The sequence below is a fragment of the Ramlibacter sp. Leaf400 genome (genome assembly GCF_001424545.1).
Classification (GTDB): Bacteria; Pseudomonadota; Gammaproteobacteria; order Burkholderiales; family Burkholderiaceae_C; genus Ramlibacter.
The window spans coordinates 242,170-267,830 of the sequence record NZ_LMQL01000009.1; the positions used below are offsets into that span (position 1 = coordinate 242,170).

The following is a 25,661-nucleotide window of genomic DNA, read 5'->3' on the forward strand; positions in this document are numbered from 1 at the left end:
TCAGCCGCCCTTCAGGAACTGCAGCAGCGCGCTCTTCTTCAGGCCGGCGATGCTGCCCGTGGGGCTGAGGCTCACCGGGCAATGCGTCATGCAGCTGCCCTGGGTATGACAGGAATTGCAGCCGCTGCCCGAGGTGGCCTGGCGCAGCACGCCCTTGGGATCGGCGTGGCGCTCGTCGTTGAACAGCGTCCAGGCGCGGTTGAGGGCCGCGGGGCCGAGGTAGTCCTTGTCCCACGACACCACGTCGCAGGCCGCATAGCAGACGCCGCAGTTGATGCACTCGATCGCGGCGTCGGCCTTCTTGCGCTTGGGGCTGGCCGGCGACACGTTGGCCGGCGGATCGTTGCGGGTGGCCGTGCCGACGAAGGTGCTGCCGGCCTTGCGCCACTTCTGGAAGAACTCGGTCATGTCGACGACCAGGTCCTTGATGCGCGGCATGTTGCGAAGCGGCTCGATCACGATCACGCCGTCTTCCTCGACGCGGCTGACGTGGGTGCGGCACGTCCAGCGCGGCTTGCCGTTGACGGTCATGGCGCAGGAGCCGCAGACACCGACGCGGCAGGCGAAGCGGTAGGACAGCGTGGGCTCCAGCCGGCGCTGCACCTCGGTGACGACGTCCAGGATGGTCTGGTTCTCGCGCCAGGGCACGGAGTACGTGGCGAACTCGCCGCGGCCGGTGCCGCGGGAGATGCGCACGGTCAGCATGCGCTGTTCGGTGGTCGGGCTGGTGTCCATCGGATGGCGTTTCGTCTTGAGGCGACCGGAGTCTAATGATTCATAGAAAATGAATCAAGCGATATTTGATTCATTTTTAGTGAAGATAAAAGCCGCAGTCGGGGCGGCAAGCGCGGCCTTGGCTGCCCCGGCGGGCTTATTTCACGGTGAAGCCCGCGCCAAAGGATTGCTGCAGGAAGGCGACGAACACCTGGACGGCCTTGTGGGCCTGGCTGGAATAGGGGCGGATGGCGTACAGGGAATCGCCGAAGGCCCGGATGGAGCGCCAGCGCGGAAGGACCTCCACCAGCTTGCCCGCCTCGAGCGCGGACTGCGCGCTGAAGTCGGGCATCAGCGCGATCCCCAGCCCGGCGGCGGCGGCGTCGCGCAGGGCCTCGCTGTTGTTGACCGCGAGCGGTCCGGAGATCGGGACGGTGACCGCATCGCCCCCCTGGCTGCCGCCCCTGGCGGCCGCCGCCACGAAAGTCCAGGCCGGCGCTCCTTCCGGGCGCGGGTAGTGCAGGCAGGCGTGCTGGCCGAGGTCGCCCGGCGTTTGCGGCGTGCCCCGTCGGCGCAGGTAGGCACGGCTGGCCACCAGCACCGCGCGGGTCGGTGCCAGCTTCCAGGCCACGTGGGTGTCGGGTGGGGCTGCGGTGTGGCGCACGGCCAGGTCGAAGCCTTCCGGCGCCAGCGAGCGCAGCCGGTCGGACATGTCCAGTTCCAGCCGCACGTCGGGGTAGGCGCGCAGGAATTCCGGCAGCCGGGGCACCAGCTGCTGGCGGGCGAAGGCGACCGGTGCCGTGACGCGCAGCAGCCCGCGCGGCGTGGCCGCCAGGTCGCGGACACCCGCGAAACCGCCGGCGATCCGCGCGAAGGCGTCCCGGGTGTGGTCGACCAGCTGCTCGCCGGCCTCGGTCAGCCGCACGCTGCGAGTCGTGCGCTGCACCAGCGAGACGCCCGTCGCGCGCTCGAGTTCGGCGATGTGCTGGCTCATGGCGGCCTTGCTGACGCCCAGCCGCGCGGCGGCGGCCGTGAAGCTCTTGTGTTCACCCAGGACGACCAGCCAGTGCAGGTGGCTCCAGAGCGATTCGACTTTTCGGGATTCCATCGCCCGATTGTTCACGATGATGAACAAGCAATTCAAGCCGCGTGACTATGCGCCCGCGGCCCGGCTGCCTAGACTCCGCGCCACACGTCGCCGCAGCACCCGCTCCGGCTTCATCCACACGGAGATTTCCATGACCCCTCCCTTCACCGATTCCGCCGAGGTCGCGCACTTCATCGACGGACAACTGCGCACCGGCGCCGGCCAGCGCACCCAGGCCGTCTTCAACCCGGCCACCGGCGCCCAGGCGCGCCAGGTCCGGCTGGCGGCCGAGGAGGACGTGGCAGCTGCCGTCGCCAGCGCCGCCCGCGCCTTTCCGAAGTGGTCCGACACGCCGCCGATCCGCCGCGCGCGCGTGCTGCTCAAGTTCCTGGAGCTGATGAACCAGCACAAGGACGAGCTGGCCGCCATGATCACCGCCGAGCACGGCAAGGTGTTCAGCGACGCCCAGGGCGAGGTGATGCGCGGCATCGATGTCGTCGAGTTCGCCTGTGGCATCCCGCAGCTGCTCAAGGGCGACTACACCGACCAGGTCTCCACCGGCATCGACAACTGGACCCTGCGCCAGCCGCTGGGCGTCGTGGCCGGCATCACCCCCTTCAACTTCCCCTGCATGGTGCCTTGCTGGATGTTCCCCGTGGCCATCGCGGCCGGGAACTGCTTCATCCTCAAGCCCAGCGAGCGCGATCCCTCGGCCTCGCTGATGATGGCCCGGCTGCTGAAGGAAGCCGGCCTGCCCGACGGCGTGTTCAACGTGGTCCAGGGCGACAAGCTCGCCGTGGACGCCTTGCTGGAGCACCCCCAGGTGAAGGCCATCAGCTTCGTGGGTTCCACGCCGATCGCCAGTTACATCTATGAGGTCGGCGCCCGCAACGGCAAGCGCGTGCAGGCGCTGGGCGGCGCGAAGAACCACATGGTCGTGATGCCGGATGCCGACGTCGACCAGGCGGTCGACGCCCTGGTGGGCGCCGGCTATGGCTCCGCCGGCGAACGCTGCATGGCCATCTCGGTTGCCGTCCTTGTCGGCGACATCGCCGACAAGGTCGTTCCCAGGCTGGCCGAGCGCGCCAGGAACCTGGTCGTGAAGAACGGCATGAACCCCGATGCGGAGATGGGACCGATCGTCAGCCGGCAGGCGCTGGAGCGCATCGAAGGCTACATCGGCATCGGCGTCGACGAAGGCGCGGAACTGGTGGTCGACGGCCGGAACTTCAAGGTGCCGGGGCATGAGAACGGCTTCTTCACCGGCGGCACGCTGCTCGACAAGGTCACCCCGGAGATGCGCGTCTACAAGGAAGAGATCTTCGGGCCCGTCCTCGCCTGCGTCCGCGTTCCGGACCTCGCCTCCGCGCTGGAAGTGGTGAACGCGCACGAGTTCGGCAACGGCGTGGCCTGCTTCACCCGCGACGGCAACGTGGCGCGCGAGTTCTCCCGCCGGGTGCAGGTCGGCATGGTCGGGATCAACGTGCCGATCCCGGTGCCGATGGCCTGGCACGGCTTCGGCGGCTGGAAGAAGAGCCTGTTCGGCGACATGCACGCCTACGGCGAGGAAGGTGTGCGCTTCTATACGAAGCAGAAGTCGATCATGCAGCGCTGGCCGGAATCCATCGGCAAGGGCGCCGAGTTCGTGATGCCCACGGCGAAGTGACATGACGGCCTGAGCCTCGGCGTCGGAAATATCGAGATCGAAGCAGGCGTCGAGTCGTATCCCGTCCCAAGCGCGGCGGCATGTCCGGCGCTTGCACCAATCGCTATGCCCTGACGAATTCGCATGCGGGACGTCAAGCCCGCCACATCGGCCACTTTGCCCGTGGGTTATCGTGTTCTACCGAGCGCATCCCCGTCTGCGAGTCCTTGAACAGCGCCGCCACGAAGTCCGAGAAAGCGCGCACTTTCGGTGAAGCGCCGCGGCCTCGGGCGTACATCACGTGCACCGGCGGCGCGTCGCTGGTCCAGTCGGCCAACAGCCACACCAGGTCGCCCGGCGTCGCCAGCAAGGGGTCGGCGTTGTTGCTCGGCAGCCGCGCGATCCCCAGCCCGGCCAGTGCCATCTCGCGCATCGACGACCCCTCGTCGATGCACAGATTGCCTCGCGCCTTGATTTCGCAGTGTTGTTCACCCTTCCGGTAGCTCCAGACGTCCTGGGCGCGCCCATGCGGCAGCACGTGAACCACACAGTTATGTTCCGTCAACTCTTGCGGGGTCTGTGGCGTGCCGTGACGTTCGAGGTAGCTGCGGGCGGCGACGGTACGAAAGCACCGCTCGGCAACCCGGTGCGCAACGAGGTTCGAATCCGGCGGGTCGCCCAGGTACACGGCGACATCGAAGTTCTTGGCTTCCAGGCTCATCGCGCCTGCGACGATGCTGACGTCGAGCTGCAGCTCGGGGTAGCTGCGCAAGAAGGCCGGCAGGTTGGGCACGATATGGGACTTCGCCGGGCTGCTATGCAGCGCGACGCGCAGCCGTCCGCGCGCCACGCCGCGCGAGCCTGCCAGCTCCCGTTCGGCGGCCTGCAGCTCTGCAACGATCGTGCGGCAGCGCGCCTGGAAGCGCGCGCCCTCCTCGGTGAGCGACACGCCGCGCGCCGTGCGTGTCAGCAGGCGCACCCCGAGTGACCGCTCAAGCGCTGCCACCGCCTTGCTTACTGCGGAGGGGGTCAGGCCAAGCACGGCAGCCGCAGCCGCGAAGCTGCGCAGTTCCGCCACCTGTACGAAGACACCGATGCTGCGCAAATGCTCCATTCCGCCGCCCCAAAGACCTCTCGTGACACGAATTATTTTCACGTTCGTTGTTCCGTGCAATAGCTGGCGCTCGGCCAGCGGCGGGGCTACTGTCACGACACTGGTTCACTAATCAAGAGATGTCCGATGAATCGCCTACGCCGTTCGATCCTGATATCCGCCGCACTGGGCATCGCTGCCGCCTTGGGCACCGGCGAGGGCCTCGCCCAGACCTTTCCAGCGAGGCCGATCAAGGTGCTCGCGGGTGTCGCCGCCGGCTCGTCGCCCGACGGCGTGTTGCGCCAGGTTGCGCAGACGTTCGGTGCTGCCGTCGGGCAGCCGGTCGTTGTCGAGAACCGTCCGGGCGCCAACGGCATCCTTGCGCTCGAAGCGCTAAAGAGCAATCCGCCGGACGGCTACACCATCGCCATGGTGGCCTTCTCGCAGATGAGCGTGAATCCCAGCCTGGTTACCGCGATGCCGCACGACCCGCTGCAAGACTTCACCCACATCGGCATCTTCTGGCGTGGCCCGCAGCTGCTTTCGGCCAGTGCCAGCGCGCCGGCGTCATCGCTGAGCGAACTCCTCGCTGCGGCCAGAGCGCGCCCTGGGCTTTTGCGCTATGGAACGGCCGGCAATGGTTCCCCCGGGCACCTCTTCATGGAGCAGCTGAAGCTGGCCGCGGGTGTCGACGTGCAGCACATTCCCTATAAGGGCCCCGCCGCGGTCGTGGCCGGGGTCAGCGGCGAGATCGAGCTTCTGATGGAGGGTGTGTCACCGCAGCTGCCGCAAATTCGTGCCGGCAAGCTCAAGCCGCTGGCCGTTTCGGGCTCGCAACGGCTAGGAGTGTTGCCCGACGTACCGACGTTCGACGAACTTGGCATCAAGGGCATTGGCACGGTCTGGCTTGGTTTCGTAGCACCGCGCGGCACGCCTGCCGCGGTCGTGGCACGGCTCAACCAGGAGCTTCGGCGTGCCGTCGATTCGCCCGAGTTCCGCAGTGCATCGGAGGGTTTCGGAAGGTTGGTCACACCCGGAACACCGGAAGCGATGACAGCGACGATCCGTGACGAAATTCCGCTCTGGCGCGAGGTGGTGCAGCGGGCGCAGATCAAACCCGAGTGACTGCAGCGTTGATCGACGCCTGTCGACGACGCATTGTCATGCGGCCACGCCTGACCCCGATCTGCCGGTCTCGCGCAGTGAGGCCGCCCGATAACTGTGAAGTCATCGCCCTCCTCCGTTCTTCATCTTCCGCTCTCCGCCGTTGCACCGGTCCACTGGCTCGGGTCGTCATCTGCAGCAATGGCCGACGCCCTTGCAGGAGCCATGCATGAACAAGTCGTTGTCAGGACGCCTCCTCCCAAGGCTCCTCGGCCGTGCTTGGCGGGTAGGAGTCGTCGGGATCATATTGACATGGGTAGTGAGTACCCAGTTTCGGCCGCTCTCGCCCCTCGGTTCCGGCGCGGCTGCCGCGGTCCCGGGGCAGTCGCTGGAAGACGGACGACGCCACTTCGACAGCCTCGACCCACTGCGTGTTGATGCTTGGCTCGGAAACCTGCACGCCAGCGCAGAACTGGCGCAGCACCTCGTCGCGCGCTTCGAGGCGTCGGGTCAACAGGAGGACCTGCACGAGGCCTTCCAGTGGATCGCGCGGGGCTGGGACCAATCGGGCTACCCGGGCCCTGCGCTTGTCCAGCACGTTGTCCTGGGACATTGCACACGTGCCGTCTTGCGGTGGCACCCGCTGTGCGTGTCAGGGGAATAGGCATGCACACCGAGCAGGCCATCTGGCTGGTCGGCTGGGCCTACGTGCTGGTCAACACCGGTCGCGTAGCCAGTTACGTGCCGCAGATCTTGGCCGTCTGGCGTTGCCGGGACGGTGCGCGGTCCATCTCGCTGGTGACCTGGAGCTACTGGACCGTCGCCCACCTCACGGCCGTCCTGTACGCGGGCCTGGTGATCGCCGACGCAAAGCTGCTGGCAGTGTCCATCGGCAACCTCGCCAGTTGCGCGATCGTGGTCGCTCTCATCGTGGTGCGCCGCCGCGGAGACGATGTCCTGCAGCATCGCTGCAAGCGTTCCGGAGGCGGCCAACCCGCCACACCGCACAGGTCCGGACGCGGACCTCAAATGTGGCGAGGGGCGGCACGGGCTGGCCAAGAGGCCGGACGGAGCCCGGGCTCGCATCCGCCGGCACCGGCCAGGAGGTCCGCTCTTTGAGTTCATGCGCGGGCGCGTTGGCGCCAGCCGCCACTTACTTCGGCAGCACGACGCTGTCGATCACGTGGATCACGCCATTGTCGGCCACGATGTCGGTCTTGACGACGTTGGCACCGTCCACCTTCACGCCGCCGGACGTGCTCACCGTCAGCGGGCTGCCCTGCACGGTCTTGACCGGGCCGGCCTTGACGTCCTTGGCCAGCACCTTGCCGGGAACGACGTGGTAGGTCAGCACCTGCGTGAGTTTGTCCTTGTCCGCGAGCAGTGCGTCCAGTTGATCCTTGGGCACCTTGGCGAACGCGGCATCGGTCGGCGCGAAAACGGTGAACGGGCCCGGCCCCTTGAGCGTGTCGACCAGCCCCGCCTTCTGTAGCGCCGCGGCCAAGGTCTTGAATTCGCCGGCCGACGTGGCGGTGTCAACGATGTCCTTGGCCTGGACGCTTGCGGCTGCGAGGGCGATGGCGGTGATGAGCAGGTATCTCTTCATGACGTAGTCCTTTGGTGTGAAAGGTGGGTGGGTGGCGGGGAATCAAGGGGCGAGCAGCAATTTGTCTAGGACAAAACTCGGATGAAGGCGAGAATAGGCGGAGTGCCTCAAGCCGTCAACGCTTTGTCTTGGACAAAAATGAAAGAATCTGTTCCGGATCTCACCATCGCGGCCGTTGAACGAGAGGTGGGGCTGTCCAAGGACGTGCTTCGCGTCTGGGAGCGCCGCTACGGTTTTCCCTCCCCATCGCGCGACACGCACGGCGAGCGGCGCTACCCCGGCGAGCAGGTGCAGCGGCTCCGCGTCATCAAGCGCCTTCTCGACCAGGGATTGCGTCCCGGCCGGCTGCTGGGGAGTTCTGCGGAAGAGCTGGCCGTCCTGGCAGCCGACATGCCGCGCGAAGCTCCGGTGACGAGCCTCGAGGACGGGGGTCCTGCCGAGGCGGCCGGGTTGCTGGACTGCGTCCGCTCCCATGACGCGGCGCGGCTCCACCACATGCTGCAGCAGCGACTGACGCAATTCGGCCTGGCTGCTTTTGTCCAGGACACGATCGCGCCCTTGGCGGTAGAGGTCGGAAACGAGTGGGCGCGCGGCGGGCTGCAGGTGTTCGATGAGCACCTGTTCACCGAGGTGGCCACCCGCCTGCTGCGCCACGCCATCCTGGCCGTCCCACCGGGACAAGGGCCGCTCGTGCTGCTCACGACCGTTCCCGAGGAGGCGCATGGCATGGGCTTGCTCATGGCCGAGGCCATGTTGTCCCTGCGCGGGGCGCGCTGCATCAATCTGGGCACGCAGATGCCGCTGATGGACATCGCACGCGCGGCGGACGCCTACCGCGTCGAGGTGGTGGCGCTGTCCTTCTCGGCGGCCTTCACCCCGCGCCGCATCCCTGGGCTGTTGCAGCAGTTGCGAAACGAACTGGGCGCTCACGTCCGGCTGTGGGCGGCCGGGGCGGCCGTGCACCGAGTGGCGGCGATGGATGGCGTGGTCGTGCTGGGATCGATGGAGGACGCCGTGGCTGCGCTCGACGCCTGCGCGCCCGCCACTCAGCGGGGGCCCGTGCAGGCCTGAGGACGTACCGGTTGATCGGGAGCGCGGCGACCGCCCCTGGCCGGAAGCAGCCGTGACAACCCCTTTCTCAAGTGGCCGGCTGTGCTTCGCGCCAGACCCAATCGACCACCGCTTGGGCGGAACGGAATTCGTCGATCGAGCGCGCCGGGATGCGCGGGTGCGCCGCGCGCCACATCGTCGACAAGGTGGCGCCCGGGCCGATCTCCAGCACGCAGCGGACATTGCGCTCCGCCACGCTCTCGAGGCAGCTGTCCCACAGCACGGGGCTCGCGATCTGCGTGCTGAGGCAGCGCGCGAGATCGGCGGGGGCGCGCGCGGCGGAGCCGGTGACGTTGCAGACGAGGGTGGACCGCGGGGCCTGCAGGCGCAGGCTCTCCAGCTGCGCAGCGAACTCCTGCACGGCCGCCTGCATCCACGGCGTGTGCGAGGCGATGCGCACGCCGATGTCGGTGACGCGCCCGCTGCCCGCGGCCGGATCGTCGGCCGCCGCTTCCAACGCGGTGGCGAGCCCGCCCACGATGGCCCGGTCCGGTCCCAGCCGGATCGCGATCGCGAGACCGTGGCGCCCGCACCAGGCCTCGATGGCCGCCATCGGCAGGTCGCGGACGGCCAGCAGACCGGTCGCCAGGCCCTGGACGCTGCGGTCCATCGCCTGCGCGCGCAGGACGGCGAGCGACAAGGCCGTGCGCGGTTCGAACACGCCTGCCGCGGCAAAGGCCGCGAGCTCGCCCACGCTGTAGCCGGCCACCACGCTGGCCGGTGGCAGCAGCGGGGCGAGAACGCTCCAGGCCGCAAGCTCCACGCCCACGAGCAGCGGTTGCGCCACCGCGTTCGAGCGTGCCCACTGCGCATCGGCCAGGCGCTCGCGCCAGTCCGGACCGACGAGGGTTGCAAGCTCGTCGAGCAGCGGGCGTGCCGCCGGCGATTGCTCCAGCCAGGGCAGCATCTGCGCATGCTGCGTGCCCTGCCCCGGGAACAGCAGTGCCAGGCCCACGGCGTCAGTCCGCCGCGGTGACCCGCTGCAGCCAGCAGGCCGCCGCCAGCACGTCGGCCGCACCGCCGGGCGACAGGTTGGCGGCCACGAAGGCGCGGTGGATCGCCAGCGCGTGCGCCTGGGCGTCGGGCCGGTCGCCGCCGCCGCGCTGCAGGAAGTCGCGCGCCGCCTTCTGCGCGAAGCGCAGGCCGGCCAGGCCGCCGCGATGCACGAGGTTGGTGTCGTCCAGCACGGCCATGGCGGCGAACAGCGCCTCGAGCCGGGCGCGATGCGGCGGCAGCCCGCGCGCGAGCGCGCCGCTCAGGCGCGGCCAGACCACCTCGAACAGCAGCGGGAACCCTTCGGCCGCTTCGACGCCGACGCTGCGCAGGCCGTAGGCCCGGGCCGCCCGCGAGCCGTGCGAATCCCGGCTTCGTGACGCTCGCTGCGCCAGCGCCGGGCCCCACAGCGCCAGCAGCGTGTGGCGCAGGCCGTCGGCGCCGACCTCCTCGCCCTGCGACACCCGATGCCCCGCGGCAGCGCACAGCAGCCCCAGCGTGAAGATGGCGCCGCGGTGGGTGTTGACGCCCCCTGTCGCGCGCAGCATCTGCCCCTCCGCGGCGATGCCCTGCGCCTCCAGCGCGGCGAACGGCGCGCCCGCCGCACCCAGCCGGGCCAGCGCAGGGAAGGCGTGGCGCAGCGCGAAGAGGCTGCGCATGAAGGTGCGCGCGTCCATGTCGCGATGGCTGCCGGCGTCCTGGAACGAGACCAGGCCGGGCTTGGGCGCGAGTTCCAGCTCGTCGTACAGGGCGACCACGGCCCGCTGGCCGAGCCGCGCGACGCGAGCCGGGTCGGCCTGCCAGGCCTTGGCGCGGAAGGCGAGCTTCATGCCGCCACCGCCTCGCACCACGGCGGCAGGGCCAGGGCGTGTTCCACGTCCACCGAATCCAGGCGCTTGACCAGCAGGCCCCGGGTGCGGCCGGCGCGCCAGGCCGCGTATTCGCGCCACGCCACGGCGGCACCGCCGGGGAACATCAGCTCGCCGTCGATGCGGGCGCCCAGCGACTGCGAAGCCTGCAGCAGGCCGACGGCCGCATCGGCATCCCGTTCGCTGCCCACCGACAGCCACAGGTCGAGGTCCGAGGCGGGGTGCACATAGTCCAGGCCGGTCAGCAACTGCCAACCGTAGCTGCCGTAGACCCGCGGGCTGGACCCCAGGCGCTCCAGTGCCTTCAGCAGCGCGCGCACCGCGCACCGGCTGTCCTGCGGCAGCAGGGGCACGGCGGCACGGGCCGCCGGGAATTCGTCGTACCAGGCCACCCCCTTGGCATCGAGCTGCAGCGACAGGCGCAGCCGGCCGCAGGACAGCGGCGCCGGCCAGCCCAGCGTGATCCGGCCCGGCCCGCCGCACTGCCGGGTCACCACCAGCGGCAGGCGGCGTTCCGCCCAGGTCCGCAGGGCAAGTTGCGTGTGCGCCCCCAGGACCTCGGCCCAGCCCCGGGTTGTCAGGTACGCCAGCTGGTGCCGCCGCAGGCGCGTCACGGCTGGCCCTCAGGCGGCGTCGAGGACACGTTGCACCGTGGCGGCAGCCAGTTTCCGGCCGCCCCGCGCCACGCCGTCGAGCATGCGCCGGTCTTCGGCCGGCAGTTGCGCCAGCGAACGGCGCAAGGCCTCGGCCAGGTCGCCCCGCCACAGCGACGCCACGCCGCCCATGGCGACGTAGTTCTCCACGCCCGGCGCGAACACGGGGTTGGCCACCGAAAGCTGCTCCAGCAGTTCCTGCGGCAGCTTCGTCACGCGCGCCATTGCCGGCAGTCGCATGACGCGGATCTCGGCCTCGGGCAAGGCATGGCAGGCGTCCGCCAGCAGGCCCGAGGTGATGAAGCCACCGGACAGCGCCTGGTCGTAGACCAGGCCCAGCACCCGGTGGCCGCGACGGCGCGCCAGGTCGACCGTGCACCCCAGGTGCGCCATCGCGCGGTGGATGCCCAGCAACTCGTCGTGCCGGCGCAGCCGCTGCCCCTGGGTGTCGACCAGCAGCAGGAGGGTGCGGCCGGGGCTGCGCTGCACCGTGTCGAGGACCGCACGCGCCTGCCGCAGCGCCATGGCGTAGCCGATGGCCGCATGGTGGGTGGTGCCCAGCACGTCCAGCGGCTCGCCGTCGAACACGGCGCTGCCCCGCAGCAGTTCGTCCTGCTCCACGATGCCGTGGTCGGGCCCGAACAGGGCTTCACAAACGTCCTGCCACTTCATGCCGGCTGCTCCTGCGGGTTGGGGCGCATCGCCCGGATCTGCGGCACCCGCGCATCGGGCACCTGCTCGGCGCCGGTGATGCCGAGCCGGCGCCACAGCGCCAGCGCGTCGACCTCCCCCTGGGCCAGCGCGAGGCGTGCCGCCAGCAACGCGTGTTCCGCTTCCAGCGCTTGCAGCGTCAGCGGGCGGGAGCTGCCCAGCGCCCGGATGGCGGCGGCGCGGAACGCCGCGACGTCGTCCTCCACCAGCTGGTCGCAGTCGCCCAGCAGGTAGCGGTGCTTGCCGCCCGTGGTGCGCCACACCAGGCCGCGGTCGCGCGAGTCGAACTCCTCGACGCCGGACGACGCTTCGATCACCTCCGGCCCCGACATGGCGTGGCGGCCGAGGTCGCTGATCACGATGTGGTCGGCGCACGCGGCCACGATGCCCATGCCGCCGAAGCAGCCGTTGGCGCCGCCGATCAGCACGATGACCGGAATGCCCGCGGCCCGCACGTCGAGCAATGCGCGCATCACTTCGCTCACCGCGATCAGGCCGGCGTTGGCCTCGTGCAGGCGCACGCCGCCGGATTCGGCCAGCAGCAGCACGGCATCGGGCCGGTCCCGCAGCGCGCGCCGCAGGAGGCCGACGAGCTTGGCGCCGTGCACTTCCCCCACGCCGCCGCCCATGAAGGCGCCCTCCTGCGCGGCGACGAACACCTCGCGGCCGTCCAGGCCCGCGCGCCCGACCGCGACGCCATCGTCGAAGGAGGTGGGCACGCCGAGCTGCGCCAGGTGCGGGCTGGTGACCCGCTCGGCCGGCGGCAGCCACTCGTGGAAGCTGCCTTCGTCGAGCAGCCTGGCCAGCCGCTCGCGCGCGCTGCACTCGGCATAGCTGATTCGCCGGGGGTTCATGGCTGTCCTCCGGGCAGCTCCGCGACCGCTTGCGCCAGCCGCAGGCTGACGACCGCGGGCGTGGCGCCCATGTCGTGGATCGAGACCTGCACGCCCGCGAGGTCGTGCCGCTGATGGAAGTCGCGCACCACCGCCTCCCAGATCGCGCCGAAGCCGCGCGCCGAGGTTTCGACGTGGAATCGGCAGGTCGCGCCGGGGCGGGACTCGAGCAGGACCTCGAGATTGCCGGAGCCGACCACGCCGACCAGGATGGGGGCGAACGCGCCGGGCGACCTGGCGCCGGGCAGCTCGTAGTCGAGGGATTCGATGCCGGGGGGCATTGCGGTCATGCCGGTCTCCTACCAGTTGCGAAAGCGCGCCGGCGGCCGGTACAGGCCGCCCGAGGCGTCGACCAGGTCCCGCATGGACCGGGCCGCCAGCAGGTTGCGGGTGGCCAGTCGGGCGTCGACGCCCAGGTCCTCGGGCCGCTGGATCACGCCGCGGTCGCGCAGGTTCTCCACCATGCGGTGGTCGCGCGCCATGCCCACCGGCGTGTAGCCGGCGACGCCGCGAACGGCCTGCTCGCGCTCCTCCTCGTCGCGCACGAGCAGCAGGTTGGCCAGCCCTTCCTCGGTGAGGATGTGCGTCACGTCGTCGCCGTAGATCATCACGGGCGGCAGTTCCATCCCGGCCTGCTCGGCCAGGCGCCACGCATCGAGCCTCTCGACGAAGGCCGGCTGCATGTGCTCGCGGAACGTCTCGACCATCTGCACCACCAGCTTCTGTCCCCGCGGCGCGGCCCCGGCGTGGCCGCTGGCCTGCTGCTTCTGCCGGCCGGCCTTCAGCCAGGCGGGGCTGGCGTGGCGGCGGCCGCGCGCGTCGGCTCCCATGTTGGGCGCGCCGCCGAAGCCGGCGATGCGCCCGAGCGTCGCGGTGGAGCTGTTGGCGGCCAGGTCGACCTGCAGTGTCGAGCCGATGAACAGGTCGCAGGCGTAATGGCCCGCCGCCTGGCAGAACGCGCGATTGCTGCGCATGCTGCCGTCCGGCCCGGTGAAGAACACGTCGCTGCGGGCGCGCAGGTAGTTCTCCATGCCCACCTCGGAGCCGAAGGAATGCACCGATTCCACCCAGCCGGCCTCGATGGCGGGGATCAGCGCCGGATGCGGGTTGAGCGCCCAGTGCCTGCAGATCTTCCCCTTCAGGCCCAGCGACTCGCCGTACGTGGGCAGCAGCAGCTCGATCGCCGCGGTGTCGAAGCCGATGCCGTGGTTCAGGCGCTGCACGCCGTATTCGGCGTAGATGCCCTTGATCGCCATCATGGCCATCAGCACCTGGATCTCGGAGATCTGCGCCGGGTCGCGGGTGAACAGCGGCTCGATGAAGTGCGGACGCGGACTGGGGATCACGAAGTCGACCCAGCCGCCCGGGATGTCGACGCGCGGCACGGTGTCGACCAGCTCGTTGACCTGCGCGATCACGATGCCGCCGCGGAAGGCCGTGGCCTCGACGATGGCAGGCGTGTCCTCCGTGTTCGGGCCGGTGTAGAGGTTGCCGTCCCTGTCGGCGGCCTGGGCGCAGACCAGCGCGACGTTCGGCGTCAGGTCGACAAAGTAGCGCGCGAACAGCTCCAGGTAGGTGTGGATCGCGCCGATCCGGATCTGGCCCGCGGCGACCATGCGCGCCAGCCGGGCGCTCTGCGGGCCGGAGAAGGAAAAATCCAGCCGCGAGGCGATGCCGTTCTCGAACACGTCGAGGTGCTGCGGCAGCGCCAGGACCGACTGCACCAGGTGCAGGTCGTGCACCCGTGCCGGGTCCAGCCTGGCCAGCGCCTCGGCCAGGAAGTCGGCCTGCTTCTGGTTGTTGCCTTCCAGGCAGACGCGGTCGCCGGGCTCGATGGCGGACTCGAGCAGGTCGACCACCAGGTCCGCCGGCACCACCTTGCCGGCGGCGTGGCCCGCCAGGCGCTCGCCGGCGCGCAGCAGCCGGCTCTGGCGGTTGCGCGCGCGGGTGTCCCAGGCGCTGGTGGGCATGGTGCTCGTCAGGGCGTCCATTCAGTCGATCTTGATCTGCGCCGTGCGGGCCACGTCGGCCCAGCGCTTCGTCTCGCCCGCCACGAACTCGCCGAAGGCCGGGCCGTACAGGCTGGGGGCTTCGGCCCCGAGGCCGGCCCAGGTCTTCACCAGGTCCGCGCCCGCGAACGCCTTCTTCATCTCGTCCACCATCCGGTCCACCACCGGCTTGGGCGTGTTCTTGGGCGCCCACAGGCCGTACCAGGTGGACACCTGGTAGTCCGGGACGCCGGCTTCGACGGTGGTGGGGATGTCGGGGAAGCCGGGCGCGCGGCGGGTGCTCGCCACCGCCAGCGCCTTGAGCTTGCCGCCGCGGATGTGGTTGGCCGAGGAGCCCAGGCCATCGAACATCAGGTCGACCTGGCCGCCGATCAGGTCCTGCAGCGCGGGGCCCGCGCCCTTGTACGGCACGTGGCCCATGGTCGTCTTGGTCTGGATCTTGAACAGCTCGCCGGCCAGGTGGTGCGACGTGCCGTTGCCGGCCGAAGCGTAGTTCAGCTTCCCGGCCTGCGCCTGCGCCAGCAGGGCCTTGAGGTCCCGGCCCGGCACGCGTTGCGGGTTGACGATGACCACCTGCGGCACGCTGGCGATCAGGGCCACGGGGACGAAGTCGTTGGCCAGGCTGTAGTCGAGCTTGGGGTAGACGGAGGGGGCGATCGCGTGGTGCACCGCGCCCATGAACCAGGTGTAGCCGTCCGGTGCCGCCCGTGCGGCCAGGGTCGCGCCGATGTTGCCGCCGGCGCCGCCGCGGTTGTCGACGATCACCTGCTGGCCCAGCTGCTTCGTGAGCTGCGCGAACAGCGGACGCGCGAAGGCGTCGGTGCCGCCGCCCGCCGGGAACGGGACCACGACCGTGATCGGCTTGGTCGGCCAGGCCTGCGCCGCGGCCGGCGCCTGAGCCAGGGCGGCGCAGGCCGCGGTGGCGATGATGGTCAGAGCTTTTCGCATCGGCTGTCTCCTCGAAAGGGGTTCGGTGGTCAAATCTTCGGCCAGGCCCCCGGCGAAAGCCATTCGCATTGGGTTGAGGCGCCTTCACCCTGCATTGAGGACAGCTTGGTCAACCTGAACCGCTTCGATCTCGTGACCCTGCGCCTGCTGGTCGCCGTCATCGACGCCGGCAGCCTGACCGCGGGAGCGGACCGGTTCGGCATCTCGCTCGCGGCGGCGAGCAAGCGCATCAGCGAGCTGGAGCAGCACTGCGGCGTCACGCTGCTGCAGCGCAGCCAGCGCGGGGTGACGGCGACGGCGGCGGGCCAGACGGTGCACCGCCACGCCATCGAGGTGATCGCCCGGCTGGAGCAGCTGGCGCAGGCGGTCGACGACCTGCAGTCCGGCGCCGCCGGCCACCTGCGGCTGTGCGCCAACCCTTCGGCCCTGGGCGGCTTCCTGCCCGGCCTGCTGGCGCGGTATGCCGAGCGCTATCCGAGCGTGCGGATCGACCTGGAGGACACGCTCAGCGAGGACGGCGTGCGTGCGGTGCAGAGCGGCGCCGCCGAACTGGCCGTGGTCGGCGACAACGTCCCGCACGAGGGGCTGGAGACCTTCGTCTGCGACGTGGACGAGCTGGTCCTGCTCGCGCCGCAGGGCCACCCGCTGGCCGGGCTGTCGTCGGTGCCGATGGAGCAGGCGCTGTCCTTCGACCTGGTGGCCCTGGCCCGCAGTGCCTCGCTCACGCGCCGGGTGATCTCGGCGGCGGAAGCCGCGGGGAAGACGGTGCGCATCCGCGTCCAGGTGCGCAGCTTCGACTCGATGTGCCGCATGGTGGCGCGCGGTCTCGGCATCGCGATCCTGCCGCGGGCCGCGGCGGCGCTCTATGCGGATGCGCTGGGCTTGTCCGTGGCGCCGCTGGCGGGCGCCGACGTGCAGCGACGGCTGCTGCTGGCGATGCGCCAGCGATCGCAGCTGGCGCCCTCGGCCCTGGCGCTGGTGGAGATGATCGAGGCTGGACGCGGCTCATCCATGTAATGGCTGCTGGACCACCGCTCCTCACTCCACCGTCACCTTCGCATCCCGGATCACCTTTCGCCAGCGGGCAGTCTCGCCCCGGATGAAGCGCGACGCGGCATCGGGTGCGCTGGCCACTGCCGACAGGCCGAGCTCAACGAAGCGGCTGCCGACGTCCGGCTGGCGGATGGCGGCGACCAGCGACTCATTGAGCGCGTTGACGACTTCGGGCGGCGTGCCGGGCGGCGCGACGACCGCGTACCAGGTCACGGCCTGCATCTGCGGCAATCCGATCTCGGCGAAGGTGGGAACGTCGGGCAGCGAACCCGCACGCCTGGCGTCCGCGACGGCCAGGATCCGGACCTTGCCGGCCTTGTGCAGCGCCATGGTCGCGCTGAGGTTGGTGAAGAACACGTCGACCTGGCCCGCCGCCAGGTCCGCCATCGCCGGGGTGTCGCCGCGGTAGGGGACGTGGATCATCTCGGCGCCCGCCGCGGTCTCGAACAGCTTGGCCGTCAGGTGCGAGGTGGTGCCGTTGCCCTGGGACGCGTAGCTCACCTTGCCTGCGTTCGCCTTCGCGTAGGAGACGAATTCCTGGGCCGTGCGGACCGGCAGCTTCGGGCCGGTGACCAGGGCGTTCGGGACCTCGGCGATCACCGTCACCGGCACCCACTTGTCCGGGTCGAACGCCAGCTTGGGATAGAGGCTCTGGTTGACCGAAACAGGCCCCGGTGACGACAGCAGCAGCGTGTGGCCGTCCGCTTCGGACTTGAACACCGAATCGGCACCGACATTGCCGCCGGCGCCGGTGCGGTTCTCGACCAGCACGCCCTGCGGGAAACGGGTCCGCAGCTTGTCGGCCAGCACGCGCGCGAGCACATCGGCTGTTCCGCCAGCCGCGAACGGCACGACGACACGCAGCGGCCTGGTGCCGAGCTCGGCCGCGGCCGCGCCGTTGCAGGCGAGGGACAGCAGCATCGCGCCAAGCGCCGCGCGGCGGCCGATCGATCCGGTTTTCATGGAGCTTTCCTTCAGGGGTCCGACATCGAAAAGGCGCCGGGTGCCCGCAGGTTATCCGACCGCCGGGGAGCAGCCGTCCACCCAGGGACAATGCGTGCATGTCGAACGCCGCCCTGCAGTCGCTGCAGATCCAGCCTTGCGCCACCGACCCCGTGCTGGCGCAGCAGCAGACGCGCTTCAACGCCCTGGTGCGACAGCTCGAGCTTGGGCGTGCTGCACTCGCCGGGTGGAAGGAGCGGATCGACCGCTACCACCAGGCCGTCGAGCCTGTCCGTCGAGAGCTGCATGCGGCCTGGCGGCAATGGGCGTTCGCGCTCGACCACGCCGGCCTGCAGCCTGGGCTGACGCGCGCCGAACGTGCGCAGCTGGACGAGCTGCTGCGGGAAGCGACGACGGCCCTCCTGGAGGTGGAGGACGATGCCGGGCTCGAGGAACTCGCGCGCCGGCATGAGGAAGGTTCGTCTTGCGCGCAGTCGGGCCGGGAAGATGCCGCTGATGAAGCCGGCGATGAAGAACTTCCCGAAGAGGACCCGGCGCAGGACTGGGAGCAACAGGCTGCCCGCGCCTCGGCCCAGCGAGCGGAATGGGCGGCGAAGCGACGCACCGCCAGTGCACGGAAGCGGCGCCAGCAGGCGGCGCAGGAGGTGTCCCGGTCGCTGCGCGACGTGTACCGCCGGCTCGCCAGTGCCCTCCACCCGGACCGCGAGCCGGATGCACGGCAGCGTGGGCGCAAGACGGCGCTCATGCAGCAGGCCAACCAGGCGTACGCGGAAGGGAACCTGCTGGCCCTGCTGGAGTTGCAGTTGCAGGCCGAAGAGGTCGACGCGGCGCACCTGGCCGGCGTGGACCCGCGGCGCCTGCAGCACTACGTCACCGTGCTGCAGGAGCAATTGACGGACCTGCAGTCGGAGACGCGGCGGCTGGAGACCGGATTTCGTGCCGCCGTGGGCGTCGCGCCCGGATGGGGGCTTCAGCCGCGGCGGGCCGATCGGCTCATCTCGTCGGAGGCCCAGAGGTTGCGGGGCGAGTTGCAACTGCTGCAGCGCCAGACCAGGTTGCTGGGGGACCTGGAGGCGACGAAAACCTGGCTGCGGGAGGTCCGCAGCGCCAGGCACTAGGCACCAGGCGCACGGCCACCCCAGCAGCACCGGGGCCTTACGTGCTCGATGCCTGGTAGATGCTGGCGATGGACGCGTCCAGCGTCCGGTTGAACTCCTCCTCGCCCTGCTGCGCCGTGAGCCCCTCGGTCAGCGCCCGCGAAAAGCTCGCGATCACGCCAGGGTTGCGCGCCAGCAGCCTGTTCGCCTCCTCGCGCGAATAGCCCCCGGAGAGCGCGACCACTCGCAGCACTTTCGGATGCGCCACGAGATCCGAATAGAAATCGTCGACGGAGGGGATGGTCAGCTTCAGCATCACCTGCTGCTGCGGCCCGAGCGTGTCCAGGTGCTTGAGCAGGGCCGCCTTGAGCAGCCGCTCCGCGCCCGGCTTGTCCGGCGCATGGATGTCGACCTCCGGCTCCAGGATCGGCATGAGGCCGGCCGCCAGGATCTGCTGGCCGATGTTGAACTGCTGCCTGACCACGTCCTCGATGCCCCGGGCGTCGGCCTGCTTCACGACCGATCGCATCTTGGTCCCGAAGATTCCTTTGCCCTTGGCGCGCGCGAGCAGGGCGTCGAGGTTGGGCATCGCCTTCATCACCTGCACGCCGTTGGCCTCGTCGGCCAGGCCCCTGTCGACCTTCAGGAACGGAACGACCTGCCTGGCGGACCAGAGGTAGTCGGCGCTTGCGCGCCCCTCGATCTCGCGGTCCATGGTCTGTTCGAACAGGATCACGCCCAGGATGCGGTCGCCGGTGAACGCCGGGCTCGTGATGATGCGGGCGCGCATCGCGTGCACCAGGTCGAACATCTGCTGGTCGCCCGCATAGGCCTCGGGCTTGATGCCGTACAGGCTCAGCGCCTTGGGCGTGCTGCCCCCGCTCTGGTCGAGCGCGGCAATGAAGCCCTTGGCGGATCGGACCTTCTCAAGCTGCTGCGGATTCATGGGCGGTCTCCGGAGTGAGTGAAAAGCCGGTCCATTTTGCGCACGAATCCGGTGCCGGTGCGCTGCCGGTTCCATCGATGAGCTCGGGCACCAGCGGGTCCGGGTTTAACCTGCACGCCATGAACATCGCCATCACGGATGCGGACGGCCTGCGCCTGCTGCAATTGGGAGGCACGCCATGGTGCCAGGGGGCGATGCGGCTGGATGCACCGGACCAGCTGGAGCTGGAGTACGCGGTGCACATGTTCGGCTGGCTGCTCTTCCACGACGTCGACCGTCTGGAAGGCAAGCGCCTCGTCACCCTGGGCCTGGGCGCCGGCTCGCTGACGCGCTTCGCGCATCGCGTGCTGGGGATGCCGTCGGTGGCCGTGGAGATCGACGCGGACGTGATCGACGCCTGCCGCACGCACTTCCTGCTGCCGCCGGACGGCGACGGCCTGCGCGTGGTGCACGCGGACGCGCGCGACTTCGTCCGGCAGGCGCGCAACCGCCGCCGCTTCGACGTGCTGCAGGTGGACGCTTACGACGCCTGGGTGGACAGGCCCGTCCTGGACACCGAAGCCTTCCACAGGGACTGCCGCGCCTGCCTGCGCGAGGGCGGCACGGTCGCGGTCAACCTGATCGGCCACGCGCTGGACCTGCAGGCCAGCGTGGCCCGCATCCGCGCCGGCCTGCAGCCAGGCACCGTCTGGCAGTTCCCCCCCGTGGATGGAGGCAATGTGGTCGTCATCGCGCACTGCGGGGACACGCCAGGCGAAGACGTGCTGGCCGCACGCGCCGCGACGATCGAGCGGCGCTGGGGGCTGGCGGCGTCGGAATGGCTGGCCATGGCCCGGCGGTCGCCGGGCGCCCTTCAGGCAAACGGGTAACGGCGCCGGGTCCCCTCCGCCCGGATCGGGCTGCTAGCCGCCGCTGCCCTGCGGACCGTCGCCCTGCTTCGCCGCCGCGGCGCGCAGCTTGTCCTTCTTGCTCGGCCGCTTGCCCTTGATGCCGCCGGCGCCTGCGTCCGCCCGCTCGGGCGGCTCCACCTGCACGGGCTCGAAGCCGGCGACCTGCTCGCGCGCCAGGCGCACCTCCTGGCGCTTCTCGATCAGGCGCATGTGCGCCTCGGTGGCGGCGCTGACGAAGCTGACCGCGATGCCGTTCGCGCCCGCGCGTGCCGTGCGGCCGATGCGGTGCACGTAGTCGTCGGGGGAGCGCGGCAGGTCGTAGTTGACCACCACGGAAAGCCCGGGCACGTCGATGCCGCGGGCGGCCAGGTCGGTCGTCACGAGCACGTCCACGGCGCCTTCGCGCAGGTCCTGCAGTACGCGCGTGCGCAGCGACTGGCTCATCTCGCCGTGGAACGCCGCCGCCGGGACGCCCCGGCTGGCCAGCTTGTGCGCGACGTGCTCGGTGGCGTAGCGGGTCGCGACGAACACCAGCACGCGGCGCCAGGCGCCCTGCAGCACGAGGTGGCGCAACAGCTCGGCCCGGCGGGAGGCGTCGACCGCGATCGTCCTCTGTTCGATCTCCGGTACGGCCTCGACCTGCGAAGCGGCCGCCACGCGCACCGCGTCGTGCAGCAGGGTGTCGGCCAGGGCCTGCACGTCCGGCGGGAACGTCGCGGAAAACAGCAGGTTCTGGCGCTGCGCCGGCAGCGCGGCCAGCACGCGTTCGCGCTCGGCGGCGAAGCCCAGGTCCAGCAGGCGATCGGCCTCGTCGAGCACCAGCGCCTGGACGCCGTCCAGGCGCACCGCATTGCGATCGAGAAGGTCGAGCAGGCGCCCCGGCGTCGCGACGACGATGTCGGCGCCGCCGCGCAGCCGCAACATCTGCACGTTCACCGACACGCCGCCGTGGACCACCGCGATCTTCAGGGGCCGCGCCGGGGAACCGCCCAGGCGCAGGAACACCTCGCCGACCTGCGCCGCCAGTTCGCGCGTGGGCACCAGCACGAGCACGCGCACGCGCCGGAACCCCTGGCCCCGGGCCAGGAACCGCTGCAGCAGCGGCAGCGCGAAGGCCGCGGTCTTGCCCGAGCCGGTGGGCGCCAGGCCGAGCAGGTCCTGCCCGCGCAGCAGCGGCGGGATGGCCTCCACCTGGATCGGCGAAGGCGTGGTGAAGCCCGCCTGCGCGCACACCTGCGCGAGCGCTGGGGACAGACCCAGGGACGCAAACGTCGGGGCGCTCATGGTGAACGGTGCAGCGAGGGGCCGGCCAAGGGAGTCCTTCACGGAGGCGGTGAATTGCGCATTGTCATGGCTGAGTCTCGCTGTCCCTGGCCCCGCGAGCGGCACCTACAACGGTCCTGCGTCTTCGTCGCACGCGGGATCGCACTCTTCATGTCACTGGAACCGACTTGTCCGTTCAGGATTCCTGGAACATCCGCAAGTCGAGCGGCCACTCGTTGCCCAGCCAGTAGGCGTGGTCGGTGTGGTCCTTGAGTTCGTCTCCGCTCAGCCCGTGAACGAACACGTCGAGGCCGCCGCGGTGTTCGTCGAGCCAGGGCACCACGCGATCGAACTCGGCCGCCGAGAAGGCAAGCTGGCAACTCCACCGCGGATGCGGCCCCACCAGCTTCTCGTGCACGCGGCCCACCGCCACCTTGAACAGGCGGCCAGCCTCTTCGCACAGGGCACGCGCCTGCCCGACCGTGCCGGCGTCGAAGTACACATGCGCGTGGTAGGCCGGGTGGAGGTTGACGGGGCGGCGCGGCATGCACGCGATTGTGGCCCGTCGATCCTCCTGCTGTTGCAAGTGCAAACACGACAGGACCTGCGCCATGACAAAGTCGGCTTATGGATGAGACAGCCGTTTACCTGGGACTGGGCGCCGGTGGCGCCCTGGTCGCGACCGTTTTCCTCATGACGCTCAAGGACCTGTGGGTGCATGACGTGCTGCCGCTGTTGCGGCATTGGAGGTATCGAGGAGTAAACATTTCCGGCGGTTGGACGGGATTGGGCAATGCATCGGCCCCGACCGCGGGCGAATGGACCGAGATCGGCCTGAGCCTCGAGCAGCAGGCGAGCGACCTGCGCGGGCTGCTCTGGATCCGGCACTGCTCCGGCGACCACAGCACGAAGCTGCAGGTGCCCCTGGAAGGCAGGATCTCGGACGGGTATGTCACGCTGGGACCGACGCCCGGCCGTGACGCGCCCGTGCTGCTGGCGACCGCACTGCTGGAAATCCAGGACGGCGGTTCGTCCCTGAACGGCCGGCTCGTCTACCGCGACGCCGGTACGCACGCCATCCACGGCATCCACATGTCCGTGCATCGAACGGCCTCCATGGCCTTGCCATGGATGCGCCCCCTGGCGGCGATTCCCGCGACCCCGGAATCCACTCCGGCGTAGTCGCGGGACGCGGGACAAGGCGCCGGCATCCGGTCAGGCGAACGTGACCTGGACTTTTCCGAGTCCGGAGAACTCCATCGCCGCTTCATCGCCCGCGTCGAGCCAGAGGGTCTTGACGAGGCTGCCGGTCATCACGATCTCGCCGGCACGCAACCCGGCGCCCTGGCTCGCCAGATGGTTGGCCAGCCAGGCCAATGCATTGTGCGGATGGCCGAGCACATCGGCCGCGGTCCCCCGGCCCACCTCCTGGCCATTGACCAGGGCCCGGCCTTCCACATGGACAAGGTCCGCGACCGCGGATCGGGCCACCGGTTTTCCGAGAACGATGCCGGCGGCGAAGAAATCGTCGGCGATCAGCGTCGGCGCGCCCAGCGTCTCCCACTTCGCGTAGCGGTCGTCCACGATCTCGATCGCCGGCAGGTAGCACTCGATGCTGTCCGCCACCGAATCCGGGGTGAAGGGGGCGCCACCGGGACCGAGATCCTTTCCAAGACGGACCGCGATCTCGCACTCGACACCCACGCGAACGAAGTCCTTGGCGTTCAGCACCACCCCACTCTGATGCACTCCGCGTGCATGGACGCCACCTGCGCACGGGTGGGGGATGGCAAGGTACTTCTGCATGACCTCGCTGGTACAGCCGATCTTGTAGCCGACCCTCGGACCCAGTTCGGTGGCCAGGAGCCGGTGAACTTCGGACTGGGCCCGGTAGCCGTCCTCGATGCTCTTCGGAACGATCGGTTGCGGCAGGGCCGGCAGCGGCGCCAGGCTTTTCCGTGCTGCCGCGATGGTGTGCGCTGCCTGCCGCAAGTCTTCTGGAGTGGAATGCTGATCCGTCATGTCGGTCTTCCTCGAGGAATGTGGTTTCTGCTGGAGACGCCGCAGCCGCTTCAACCCTGGCCCAGGCGCCCCCATTCCGGCAGGCAATGCCGCGCCAGGGCCGTCACCCAGAAGGGCTCCGAAGGGTCGAAGGCCAAACCCCACTGCCGGCTGATCACGAAGCCTGCGCGCTCGAAGGCCTCGGGGTCGTTCGCGCGGATGAAAACGGCGAGGCTGGCGAAGGGGATGGCGACGTTGCCGATGCTCACCACCTCGGCCTGCAGCGTGATCTCCTCCAGGCGCCCGCAGTCCTGGAAGCGAAACACCACGTCGCCGTAGTCCATCTCATGGAGGCCTACGCCGTTGCGCAGCGCGCGCCAGGGTTCACCGCGCCTGCGCAGCAGCTCCTGGCTGGACAGTGAAAACGGAATGTCGTCGACCTGCACGTAAGGATCGAGCTTCATCCGGCCGGATGCTAACCAACGGGAGTCGACGGCGCCAAAAACTCAGGCCCGGCGGTAATCCAGCAGCCGGGTCTTCCAGTAACGCTCATGGATGTTGTTCAGGCGAACGGTGCCGCCGGTGCTTGGCGCGTGCACGAAGCGCGACTCGCCCGCGTGGATGGCCGCGTGCGACGGTGAACCGTCGCTGCCGAAGATCACCAGATCCCCTGCGCGCAAGTCACCGGCGCCCACGGACTGGCCCCAGCGGCTGATCTGCGCGACCGTTCGCGGCGGCGAGATCCCGGCCGATCGCCAGTACACGTAGCCGATCAGGCCGCTGCAATCGAACCCGCCCTCCGGCGTGTTGCCGCCATACCGGTACGGGGTCCCCACCAGGCCCAGGGCCAGGAACGCGGCTTCGGCGGCCTCGGGGTCGGACATCGGGGAGGGCCGGGGAAAGGTGGCGCCCTGGCGGCCCTCGTTCGCCGTGGTGCCGCAGCCGGCCAGGCTGGCCAGGGCAAGCCAGCCCGCGCCGGCGACGAGTCCCCGCCTTCTGGCATCCATCCCGCCGCCCTAGTCCAGCTGAAGCTTGCGGTCGCGGATCAGGCGGGCCCATTTCTCGTTGTCGGCCTTCACGAAGTTGGCGAACTCCACCGGGCCCTGGAAGTGGGCCTCCGAGCCCGAAGCAGCGAATTTCGACCTGAGCTCCGGCTGCGCGAGAACCCGGTTCAACTCCGTGGCCAGCTTCTCGACCACCTCCCGCGGCAGGCCCGCGGGTCCCACGAGCCCCTGGAATCCGGTGGACTCCATCGCCACGAGTCCCAACTCGCGCACGGTGGGCACATCCGGCAGCTGCGGGTCCCGCTTCGCCCCGGTGACCGCCAGGGCCTTCAGCTTGCCGCCCTTGATCTGCGGGAGCAGCACCGTGCCCGCGTCGATCAACAGATGCGTCTGTCCGCCGATGAGGTCCTGCACGGCAGGAGCGCTGCCCTTGTACGGCACGTGCGTCATGTCCAGGCCGGTCGCCTGGTTCATCAGCTCGCCATTGAGGTGCGTGGAGGTGCCCGCACCGCCGGAGGCGTAATTGACCTTGCCGGCATTCGCCTTGGCCCAGGCGACGAATTCACGCATGTCCCTGGCGGGGTGGTCCGGCCGTGTCACCGCGACATAGCTGCCCTGGCTGATCTGTCCGATGTAGGTGAACTGGCGGACCGGATCGTATGGAAGCCTGGACTGCAGGTAGGGGGCGATGGCGAAAGGCCCGGTGTTGGCCAGCAGCAGCGTGTAGCCGTCGGGCACCGCGCGGGTGAGTTCGCCTGCGGCCAGCATCCCGCCCGCGCCCGGCTTGTAGTCGATGACCACCTGTTGCTTCAGCGCTTCCTGCAGCGGTTGCTGGAGGGTCCGCGCAGTGAAGTCGACACCGCCGCCCGGCGGGTAGCCGACGATGAGGCGGATCGGCTTGGTGGGATAGGACTGGGCAAGGCTGGCGACGCAGGCGACGCCGAGCAAGAGTGCGATGACGTTCTTCTTCATGACGACGTGGGCTCCTGGGCGGGTCGCCCATGCTAAC

The 25,661-nt window shown here is 69.9% G+C and carries 29 protein-coding genes; 8 read left to right on the top strand and 21 right to left on the bottom strand.

Going from position 1 to position 25,661, the window contains the following annotated elements; genetic code table 11:
* Complete coding sequence (locus ASG30_RS09365) at positions 1-735, bottom strand: succinate dehydrogenase/fumarate reductase iron-sulfur subunit (protein ID WP_055895223.1); 735 nt, start codon at positions 733-735, stop codon at positions 1-3.
* Positions 736-871: 136 nt separating this feature from the next.
* Positions 872-1,822 (bottom strand): LysR family transcriptional regulator, encoded by a 951-nt coding sequence (locus ASG30_RS09370; RefSeq protein WP_055895872.1) that lies wholly within the window; start codon positions 1,820-1,822, stop codon positions 872-874.
* Between the two features lie 130 nt (positions 1,823-1,952).
* Between ASG30_RS09370 and ASG30_RS09375 the strand changes: the two genes are divergently transcribed.
* Positions 1,953-3,467 (top strand): CoA-acylating methylmalonate-semialdehyde dehydrogenase, encoded by a 1,515-nt coding sequence (locus ASG30_RS09375; RefSeq protein ID WP_055895226.1) that lies wholly within the window; start codon positions 1,953-1,955, stop codon positions 3,465-3,467.
* A 133-nt stretch (positions 3,468-3,600) separates the two neighbouring features.
* Here ASG30_RS09375 and ASG30_RS09380 read toward each other — a convergent pair whose 3' ends face one another.
* Entirely contained in the window at positions 3,601-4,560 is a 960-nt protein-coding gene (locus ASG30_RS09380) for a LysR family transcriptional regulator (protein ID WP_055895227.1), read from the bottom strand.
* Positions 4,561-4,686: 126 nt separating this feature from the next.
* Between ASG30_RS09380 and ASG30_RS09385 the strand changes: the two genes are divergently transcribed.
* Positions 4,687-5,664, top strand: coding sequence for a Bug family tripartite tricarboxylate transporter substrate binding protein (locus ASG30_RS09385; RefSeq protein WP_055895230.1), 978 nt, complete (start codon positions 4,687-4,689; stop codon positions 5,662-5,664).
* A 223-nt stretch (positions 5,665-5,887) separates the two neighbouring features.
* On the opposite strand, the gene ASG30_RS09390 is transcribed toward ASG30_RS09385, so the two are convergent.
* The gene (locus ASG30_RS09390) at positions 5,888-6,256 is read right to left on the bottom strand and encodes a hypothetical protein (protein WP_156385472.1); all 369 of its coding nucleotides are present in this window, start codon (positions 6,254-6,256) and stop codon (positions 5,888-5,890) included.
* A 53-nt stretch (positions 6,257-6,309) separates the two neighbouring features.
* Here ASG30_RS09390 and ASG30_RS22490 point away from each other — a divergent pair, with 53 nt between their 5' ends.
* The gene (locus ASG30_RS22490) at positions 6,310-6,762 is read left to right on the top strand and encodes a hypothetical protein (RefSeq protein WP_156385473.1); all 453 of its coding nucleotides are present in this window, start codon (positions 6,310-6,312) and stop codon (positions 6,760-6,762) included.
* A 34-nt stretch (positions 6,763-6,796) separates the two neighbouring features.
* Here the strand turns inward: ASG30_RS22490 and ASG30_RS09395 are convergent, their stop codons facing one another.
* Positions 6,797-7,249, bottom strand: coding sequence for a fasciclin domain-containing protein (locus ASG30_RS09395; RefSeq protein ID WP_055895234.1), 453 nt, complete (start codon positions 7,247-7,249; stop codon positions 6,797-6,799).
* A 138-nt stretch (positions 7,250-7,387) separates the two neighbouring features.
* Between ASG30_RS09395 and ASG30_RS09400 the strand changes: the two genes are divergently transcribed.
* Positions 7,388-8,320: a MerR family transcriptional regulator gene (locus ASG30_RS09400; RefSeq protein WP_055895238.1), complete on the top strand. Its 933-nt coding sequence runs from the start codon at positions 7,388-7,390 to the stop codon at positions 8,318-8,320.
* A 67-nt stretch (positions 8,321-8,387) separates the two neighbouring features.
* On the opposite strand, the gene ASG30_RS09405 is transcribed toward ASG30_RS09400, so the two are convergent.
* From ASG30_RS09405 to ASG30_RS09440, 8 genes are read right to left on the bottom strand one after another with little or no spacing between them, the layout of a single operon-like run.
* Complete coding sequence (locus ASG30_RS09405) at positions 8,388-9,314, bottom strand: ACP S-malonyltransferase (RefSeq protein WP_156385474.1); 927 nt, start codon at positions 9,312-9,314, stop codon at positions 8,388-8,390.
* Positions 9,315-9,318: 4 nt separating this feature from the next.
* Positions 9,319-10,182, bottom strand: coding sequence for a triphosphoribosyl-dephospho-CoA synthase MdcB (mdcB, locus tag ASG30_RS09410; RefSeq protein ID WP_055895241.1), 864 nt, complete (start codon positions 10,180-10,182; stop codon positions 9,319-9,321).
* Complete coding sequence (mdcG, locus tag ASG30_RS09415) at positions 10,179-10,835, bottom strand: malonate decarboxylase holo-[acyl-carrier-protein] synthase (protein WP_055895243.1); 657 nt, start codon at positions 10,833-10,835, stop codon at positions 10,179-10,181. The genes mdcB and mdcG overlap by 4 nt, the downstream gene beginning before the upstream one ends.
* Positions 10,836-10,844: 9 nt before the next feature.
* A complete protein-coding gene (locus ASG30_RS09420; protein ID WP_055895245.1) occupies positions 10,845-11,546 on the bottom strand; it encodes a biotin-independent malonate decarboxylase subunit gamma in 702 nt (233 codons plus the stop codon).
* Positions 11,543-12,439, bottom strand: a complete 897-nt coding sequence (locus ASG30_RS09425; protein WP_055895247.1) for a biotin-independent malonate decarboxylase subunit beta — start codon at positions 12,437-12,439, stop codon at positions 11,543-11,545. Before ASG30_RS09425 ends, ASG30_RS09420 begins: the two co-directional genes overlap by 4 nt.
* Entirely contained in the window at positions 12,436-12,768 is a 333-nt protein-coding gene (gene mdcC / locus ASG30_RS09430) for a malonate decarboxylase acyl carrier protein (RefSeq protein ID WP_055895249.1), read from the bottom strand. Before mdcC ends, ASG30_RS09425 begins: the two co-directional genes overlap by 4 nt.
* Before the next feature lie 9 nt (positions 12,769-12,777).
* Complete coding sequence (gene mdcA, locus ASG30_RS09435) at positions 12,778-14,469, bottom strand: malonate decarboxylase subunit alpha (protein WP_442965680.1); 1,692 nt, start codon at positions 14,467-14,469, stop codon at positions 12,778-12,780.
* Entirely contained in the window at positions 14,470-15,435 is a 966-nt protein-coding gene (locus tag ASG30_RS09440) for a Bug family tripartite tricarboxylate transporter substrate binding protein (protein ID WP_055895251.1), read from the bottom strand. It abuts the gene before it with no gap.
* Between the two features lie 105 nt (positions 15,436-15,540).
* Between ASG30_RS09440 and ASG30_RS09445 the strand changes: the two genes are divergently transcribed.
* Positions 15,541-16,452, top strand: a complete 912-nt coding sequence (locus ASG30_RS09445) for a LysR family transcriptional regulator (RefSeq protein ID WP_055895253.1) — start codon at positions 15,541-15,543, stop codon at positions 16,450-16,452.
* A 21-nt stretch (positions 16,453-16,473) separates the two neighbouring features.
* On the opposite strand, the gene ASG30_RS09450 is transcribed toward ASG30_RS09445, so the two are convergent.
* The gene (locus tag ASG30_RS09450; RefSeq protein ID WP_055895255.1) at positions 16,474-17,451 is read right to left on the bottom strand and encodes a Bug family tripartite tricarboxylate transporter substrate binding protein; all 978 of its coding nucleotides are present in this window, start codon (positions 17,449-17,451) and stop codon (positions 16,474-16,476) included.
* A 98-nt stretch (positions 17,452-17,549) separates the two neighbouring features.
* Between ASG30_RS09450 and ASG30_RS09455 the strand changes: the two genes are divergently transcribed.
* Positions 17,550-18,569, top strand: coding sequence for a J domain-containing protein (locus ASG30_RS09455; RefSeq protein WP_055895257.1), 1,020 nt, complete (start codon positions 17,550-17,552; stop codon positions 18,567-18,569).
* Positions 18,570-18,606: 37 nt separating this feature from the next.
* Here ASG30_RS09455 and ASG30_RS09460 read toward each other — a convergent pair whose 3' ends face one another.
* Positions 18,607-19,494: a fructose bisphosphate aldolase gene (locus ASG30_RS09460; protein ID WP_055895259.1), complete on the bottom strand. Its 888-nt coding sequence runs from the start codon at positions 19,492-19,494 to the stop codon at positions 18,607-18,609.
* 119 nt (positions 19,495-19,613) lie between these two features.
* On the opposite strand from ASG30_RS09460, the gene ASG30_RS09465 reads away from it, so the two are divergent.
* Entirely contained in the window at positions 19,614-20,363 is a 750-nt protein-coding gene (locus ASG30_RS09465; RefSeq protein WP_055895261.1) for a fused MFS/spermidine synthase, read from the top strand.
* Positions 20,364-20,396: 33 nt separating this feature from the next.
* Here the strand turns inward: ASG30_RS09465 and ASG30_RS09470 are convergent, their stop codons facing one another.
* Both ASG30_RS09470 and ASG30_RS09475 read right to left on the bottom strand, forming a co-directional pair.
* A complete protein-coding gene (locus ASG30_RS09470; RefSeq protein WP_055895263.1) occupies positions 20,397-21,668 on the bottom strand; it encodes a DEAD/DEAH box helicase in 1,272 nt (423 codons plus the stop codon).
* A gap of 175 nt (positions 21,669-21,843) precedes the next feature.
* Positions 21,844-22,194 (bottom strand): DOPA 4,5-dioxygenase family protein, encoded by a 351-nt coding sequence (locus tag ASG30_RS09475; protein WP_055895265.1) that lies wholly within the window; start codon positions 22,192-22,194, stop codon positions 21,844-21,846.
* An 80-nt stretch (positions 22,195-22,274) separates the two neighbouring features.
* On the opposite strand from ASG30_RS09475, the gene ASG30_RS09480 reads away from it, so the two are divergent.
* Positions 22,275-22,829: a hypothetical protein gene (locus ASG30_RS09480; RefSeq protein ID WP_055895268.1), complete on the top strand. Its 555-nt coding sequence runs from the start codon at positions 22,275-22,277 to the stop codon at positions 22,827-22,829.
* Between the two features lie 33 nt (positions 22,830-22,862).
* Here the strand turns inward: ASG30_RS09480 and ASG30_RS09485 are convergent, their stop codons facing one another.
* Genes ASG30_RS09485 through ASG30_RS09500 form a run of 4 tightly spaced genes read right to left on the bottom strand, consistent with a single transcriptional unit; the run spans position 22,863 to position 25,624 of the window.
* A complete protein-coding gene (locus tag ASG30_RS09485) occupies positions 22,863-23,669 on the bottom strand; it encodes a 2-keto-4-pentenoate hydratase (protein ID WP_055895273.1) in 807 nt (268 codons plus the stop codon).
* Between the two features lie 50 nt (positions 23,670-23,719).
* Complete coding sequence (locus ASG30_RS09490; RefSeq protein ID WP_055895275.1) at positions 23,720-24,112, bottom strand: hypothetical protein; 393 nt, start codon at positions 24,110-24,112, stop codon at positions 23,720-23,722.
* 42 nt (positions 24,113-24,154) lie between these two features.
* Positions 24,155-24,655 (bottom strand): C40 family peptidase, encoded by a 501-nt coding sequence (locus ASG30_RS09495; RefSeq protein ID WP_055895277.1) that lies wholly within the window; start codon positions 24,653-24,655, stop codon positions 24,155-24,157.
* 9 nt (positions 24,656-24,664) lie between these two features.
* On the bottom strand, positions 24,665-25,624 hold the full coding sequence (locus ASG30_RS09500) for a Bug family tripartite tricarboxylate transporter substrate binding protein (RefSeq protein ID WP_055895279.1): 960 nt from the start codon (positions 25,622-25,624) through the stop codon (positions 24,665-24,667).
* Between the last annotated feature and the right edge of the window lie 37 nt (positions 25,625-25,661).

Coding starts and splice junctions, on each gene's coding strand:
- ASG30_RS09475 (WP_055895265.1), bottom strand. CDS start 22,194: ATGCCGCGCCGCCCCGTCAACCTCCACCCGGCCTACCACGCGCATGTG.
- ASG30_RS09440 (WP_055895251.1), bottom strand. CDS start 15,435: ATGCGAAAAGCTCTGACCATCATCGCCACCGCGGCCTGCGCCGCCCTG.
- mdcA (WP_442965680.1), bottom strand. CDS start 14,469: ATGGACGCCCTGACGAGCACCATGCCCACCAGCGCCTGGGACACCCGC.
- ASG30_RS09450 (WP_055895255.1), bottom strand. CDS start 17,451: ATGAAAACCGGATCGATCGGCCGCCGCGCGGCGCTTGGCGCGATGCTG.
- ASG30_RS09480 (WP_055895268.1), top strand. CDS start 22,275: ATGGATGAGACAGCCGTTTACCTGGGACTGGGCGCCGGTGGCGCCCTG.
- ASG30_RS09365 (WP_055895223.1), bottom strand. CDS start 735: ATGGACACCAGCCCGACCACCGAACAGCGCATGCTGACCGTGCGCATC.
- ASG30_RS09455 (WP_055895257.1), top strand. CDS start 17,550: ATGTCGAACGCCGCCCTGCAGTCGCTGCAGATCCAGCCTTGCGCCACC.
- ASG30_RS09495 (WP_055895277.1), bottom strand. CDS start 24,655: ATGGATGCCAGAAGGCGGGGACTCGTCGCCGGCGCGGGCTGGCTTGCC.
- ASG30_RS09385 (WP_055895230.1), top strand. CDS start 4,687: ATGAATCGCCTACGCCGTTCGATCCTGATATCCGCCGCACTGGGCATC.
- ASG30_RS09470 (WP_055895263.1), bottom strand. CDS start 21,668: ATGAGCGCCCCGACGTTTGCGTCCCTGGGTCTGTCCCCAGCGCTCGCG.
- ASG30_RS09380 (WP_055895227.1), bottom strand. CDS start 4,560: ATGGAGCATTTGCGCAGCATCGGTGTCTTCGTACAGGTGGCGGAACTG.
- ASG30_RS09375 (WP_055895226.1), top strand. CDS start 1,953: ATGACCCCTCCCTTCACCGATTCCGCCGAGGTCGCGCACTTCATCGAC.
- ASG30_RS09500 (WP_055895279.1), bottom strand. CDS start 25,624: ATGAAGAAGAACGTCATCGCACTCTTGCTCGGCGTCGCCTGCGTCGCC.
- ASG30_RS09425 (WP_055895247.1), bottom strand. CDS start 12,439: ATGAACCCCCGGCGAATCAGCTATGCCGAGTGCAGCGCGCGCGAGCGG.
- ASG30_RS09370 (WP_055895872.1), bottom strand. CDS start 1,822: ATGGAATCCCGAAAAGTCGAATCGCTCTGGAGCCACCTGCACTGGCTG.
- ASG30_RS09460 (WP_055895259.1), bottom strand. CDS start 19,494: ATGAATCCGCAGCAGCTTGAGAAGGTCCGATCCGCCAAGGGCTTCATT.
- ASG30_RS09490 (WP_055895275.1), bottom strand. CDS start 24,112: ATGAAGCTCGATCCTTACGTGCAGGTCGACGACATTCCGTTTTCACTG.
- ASG30_RS09395 (WP_055895234.1), bottom strand. CDS start 7,249: ATGAAGAGATACCTGCTCATCACCGCCATCGCCCTCGCAGCCGCAAGC.
- ASG30_RS09400 (WP_055895238.1), top strand. CDS start 7,388: ATGAAAGAATCTGTTCCGGATCTCACCATCGCGGCCGTTGAACGAGAG.
- mdcC (WP_055895249.1), bottom strand. CDS start 12,768: ATGACCGCAATGCCCCCCGGCATCGAATCCCTCGACTACGAGCTGCCC.
- ASG30_RS22490 (WP_156385473.1), top strand. CDS start 6,310: ATGCACACCGAGCAGGCCATCTGGCTGGTCGGCTGGGCCTACGTGCTG.
- ASG30_RS09420 (WP_055895245.1), bottom strand. CDS start 11,546: ATGAAGTGGCAGGACGTTTGTGAAGCCCTGTTCGGGCCCGACCACGGC.
- ASG30_RS09465 (WP_055895261.1), top strand. CDS start 19,614: ATGAACATCGCCATCACGGATGCGGACGGCCTGCGCCTGCTGCAATTG.
- ASG30_RS09390 (WP_156385472.1), bottom strand. CDS start 6,256: ATGTCCCAGGACAACGTGCTGGACAAGCGCAGGGCCCGGGTAGCCCGA.
- ASG30_RS09485 (WP_055895273.1), bottom strand. CDS start 23,669: ATGACGGATCAGCATTCCACTCCAGAAGACTTGCGGCAGGCAGCGCAC.
- mdcB (WP_055895241.1), bottom strand. CDS start 10,182: ATGAAGCTCGCCTTCCGCGCCAAGGCCTGGCAGGCCGACCCGGCTCGC.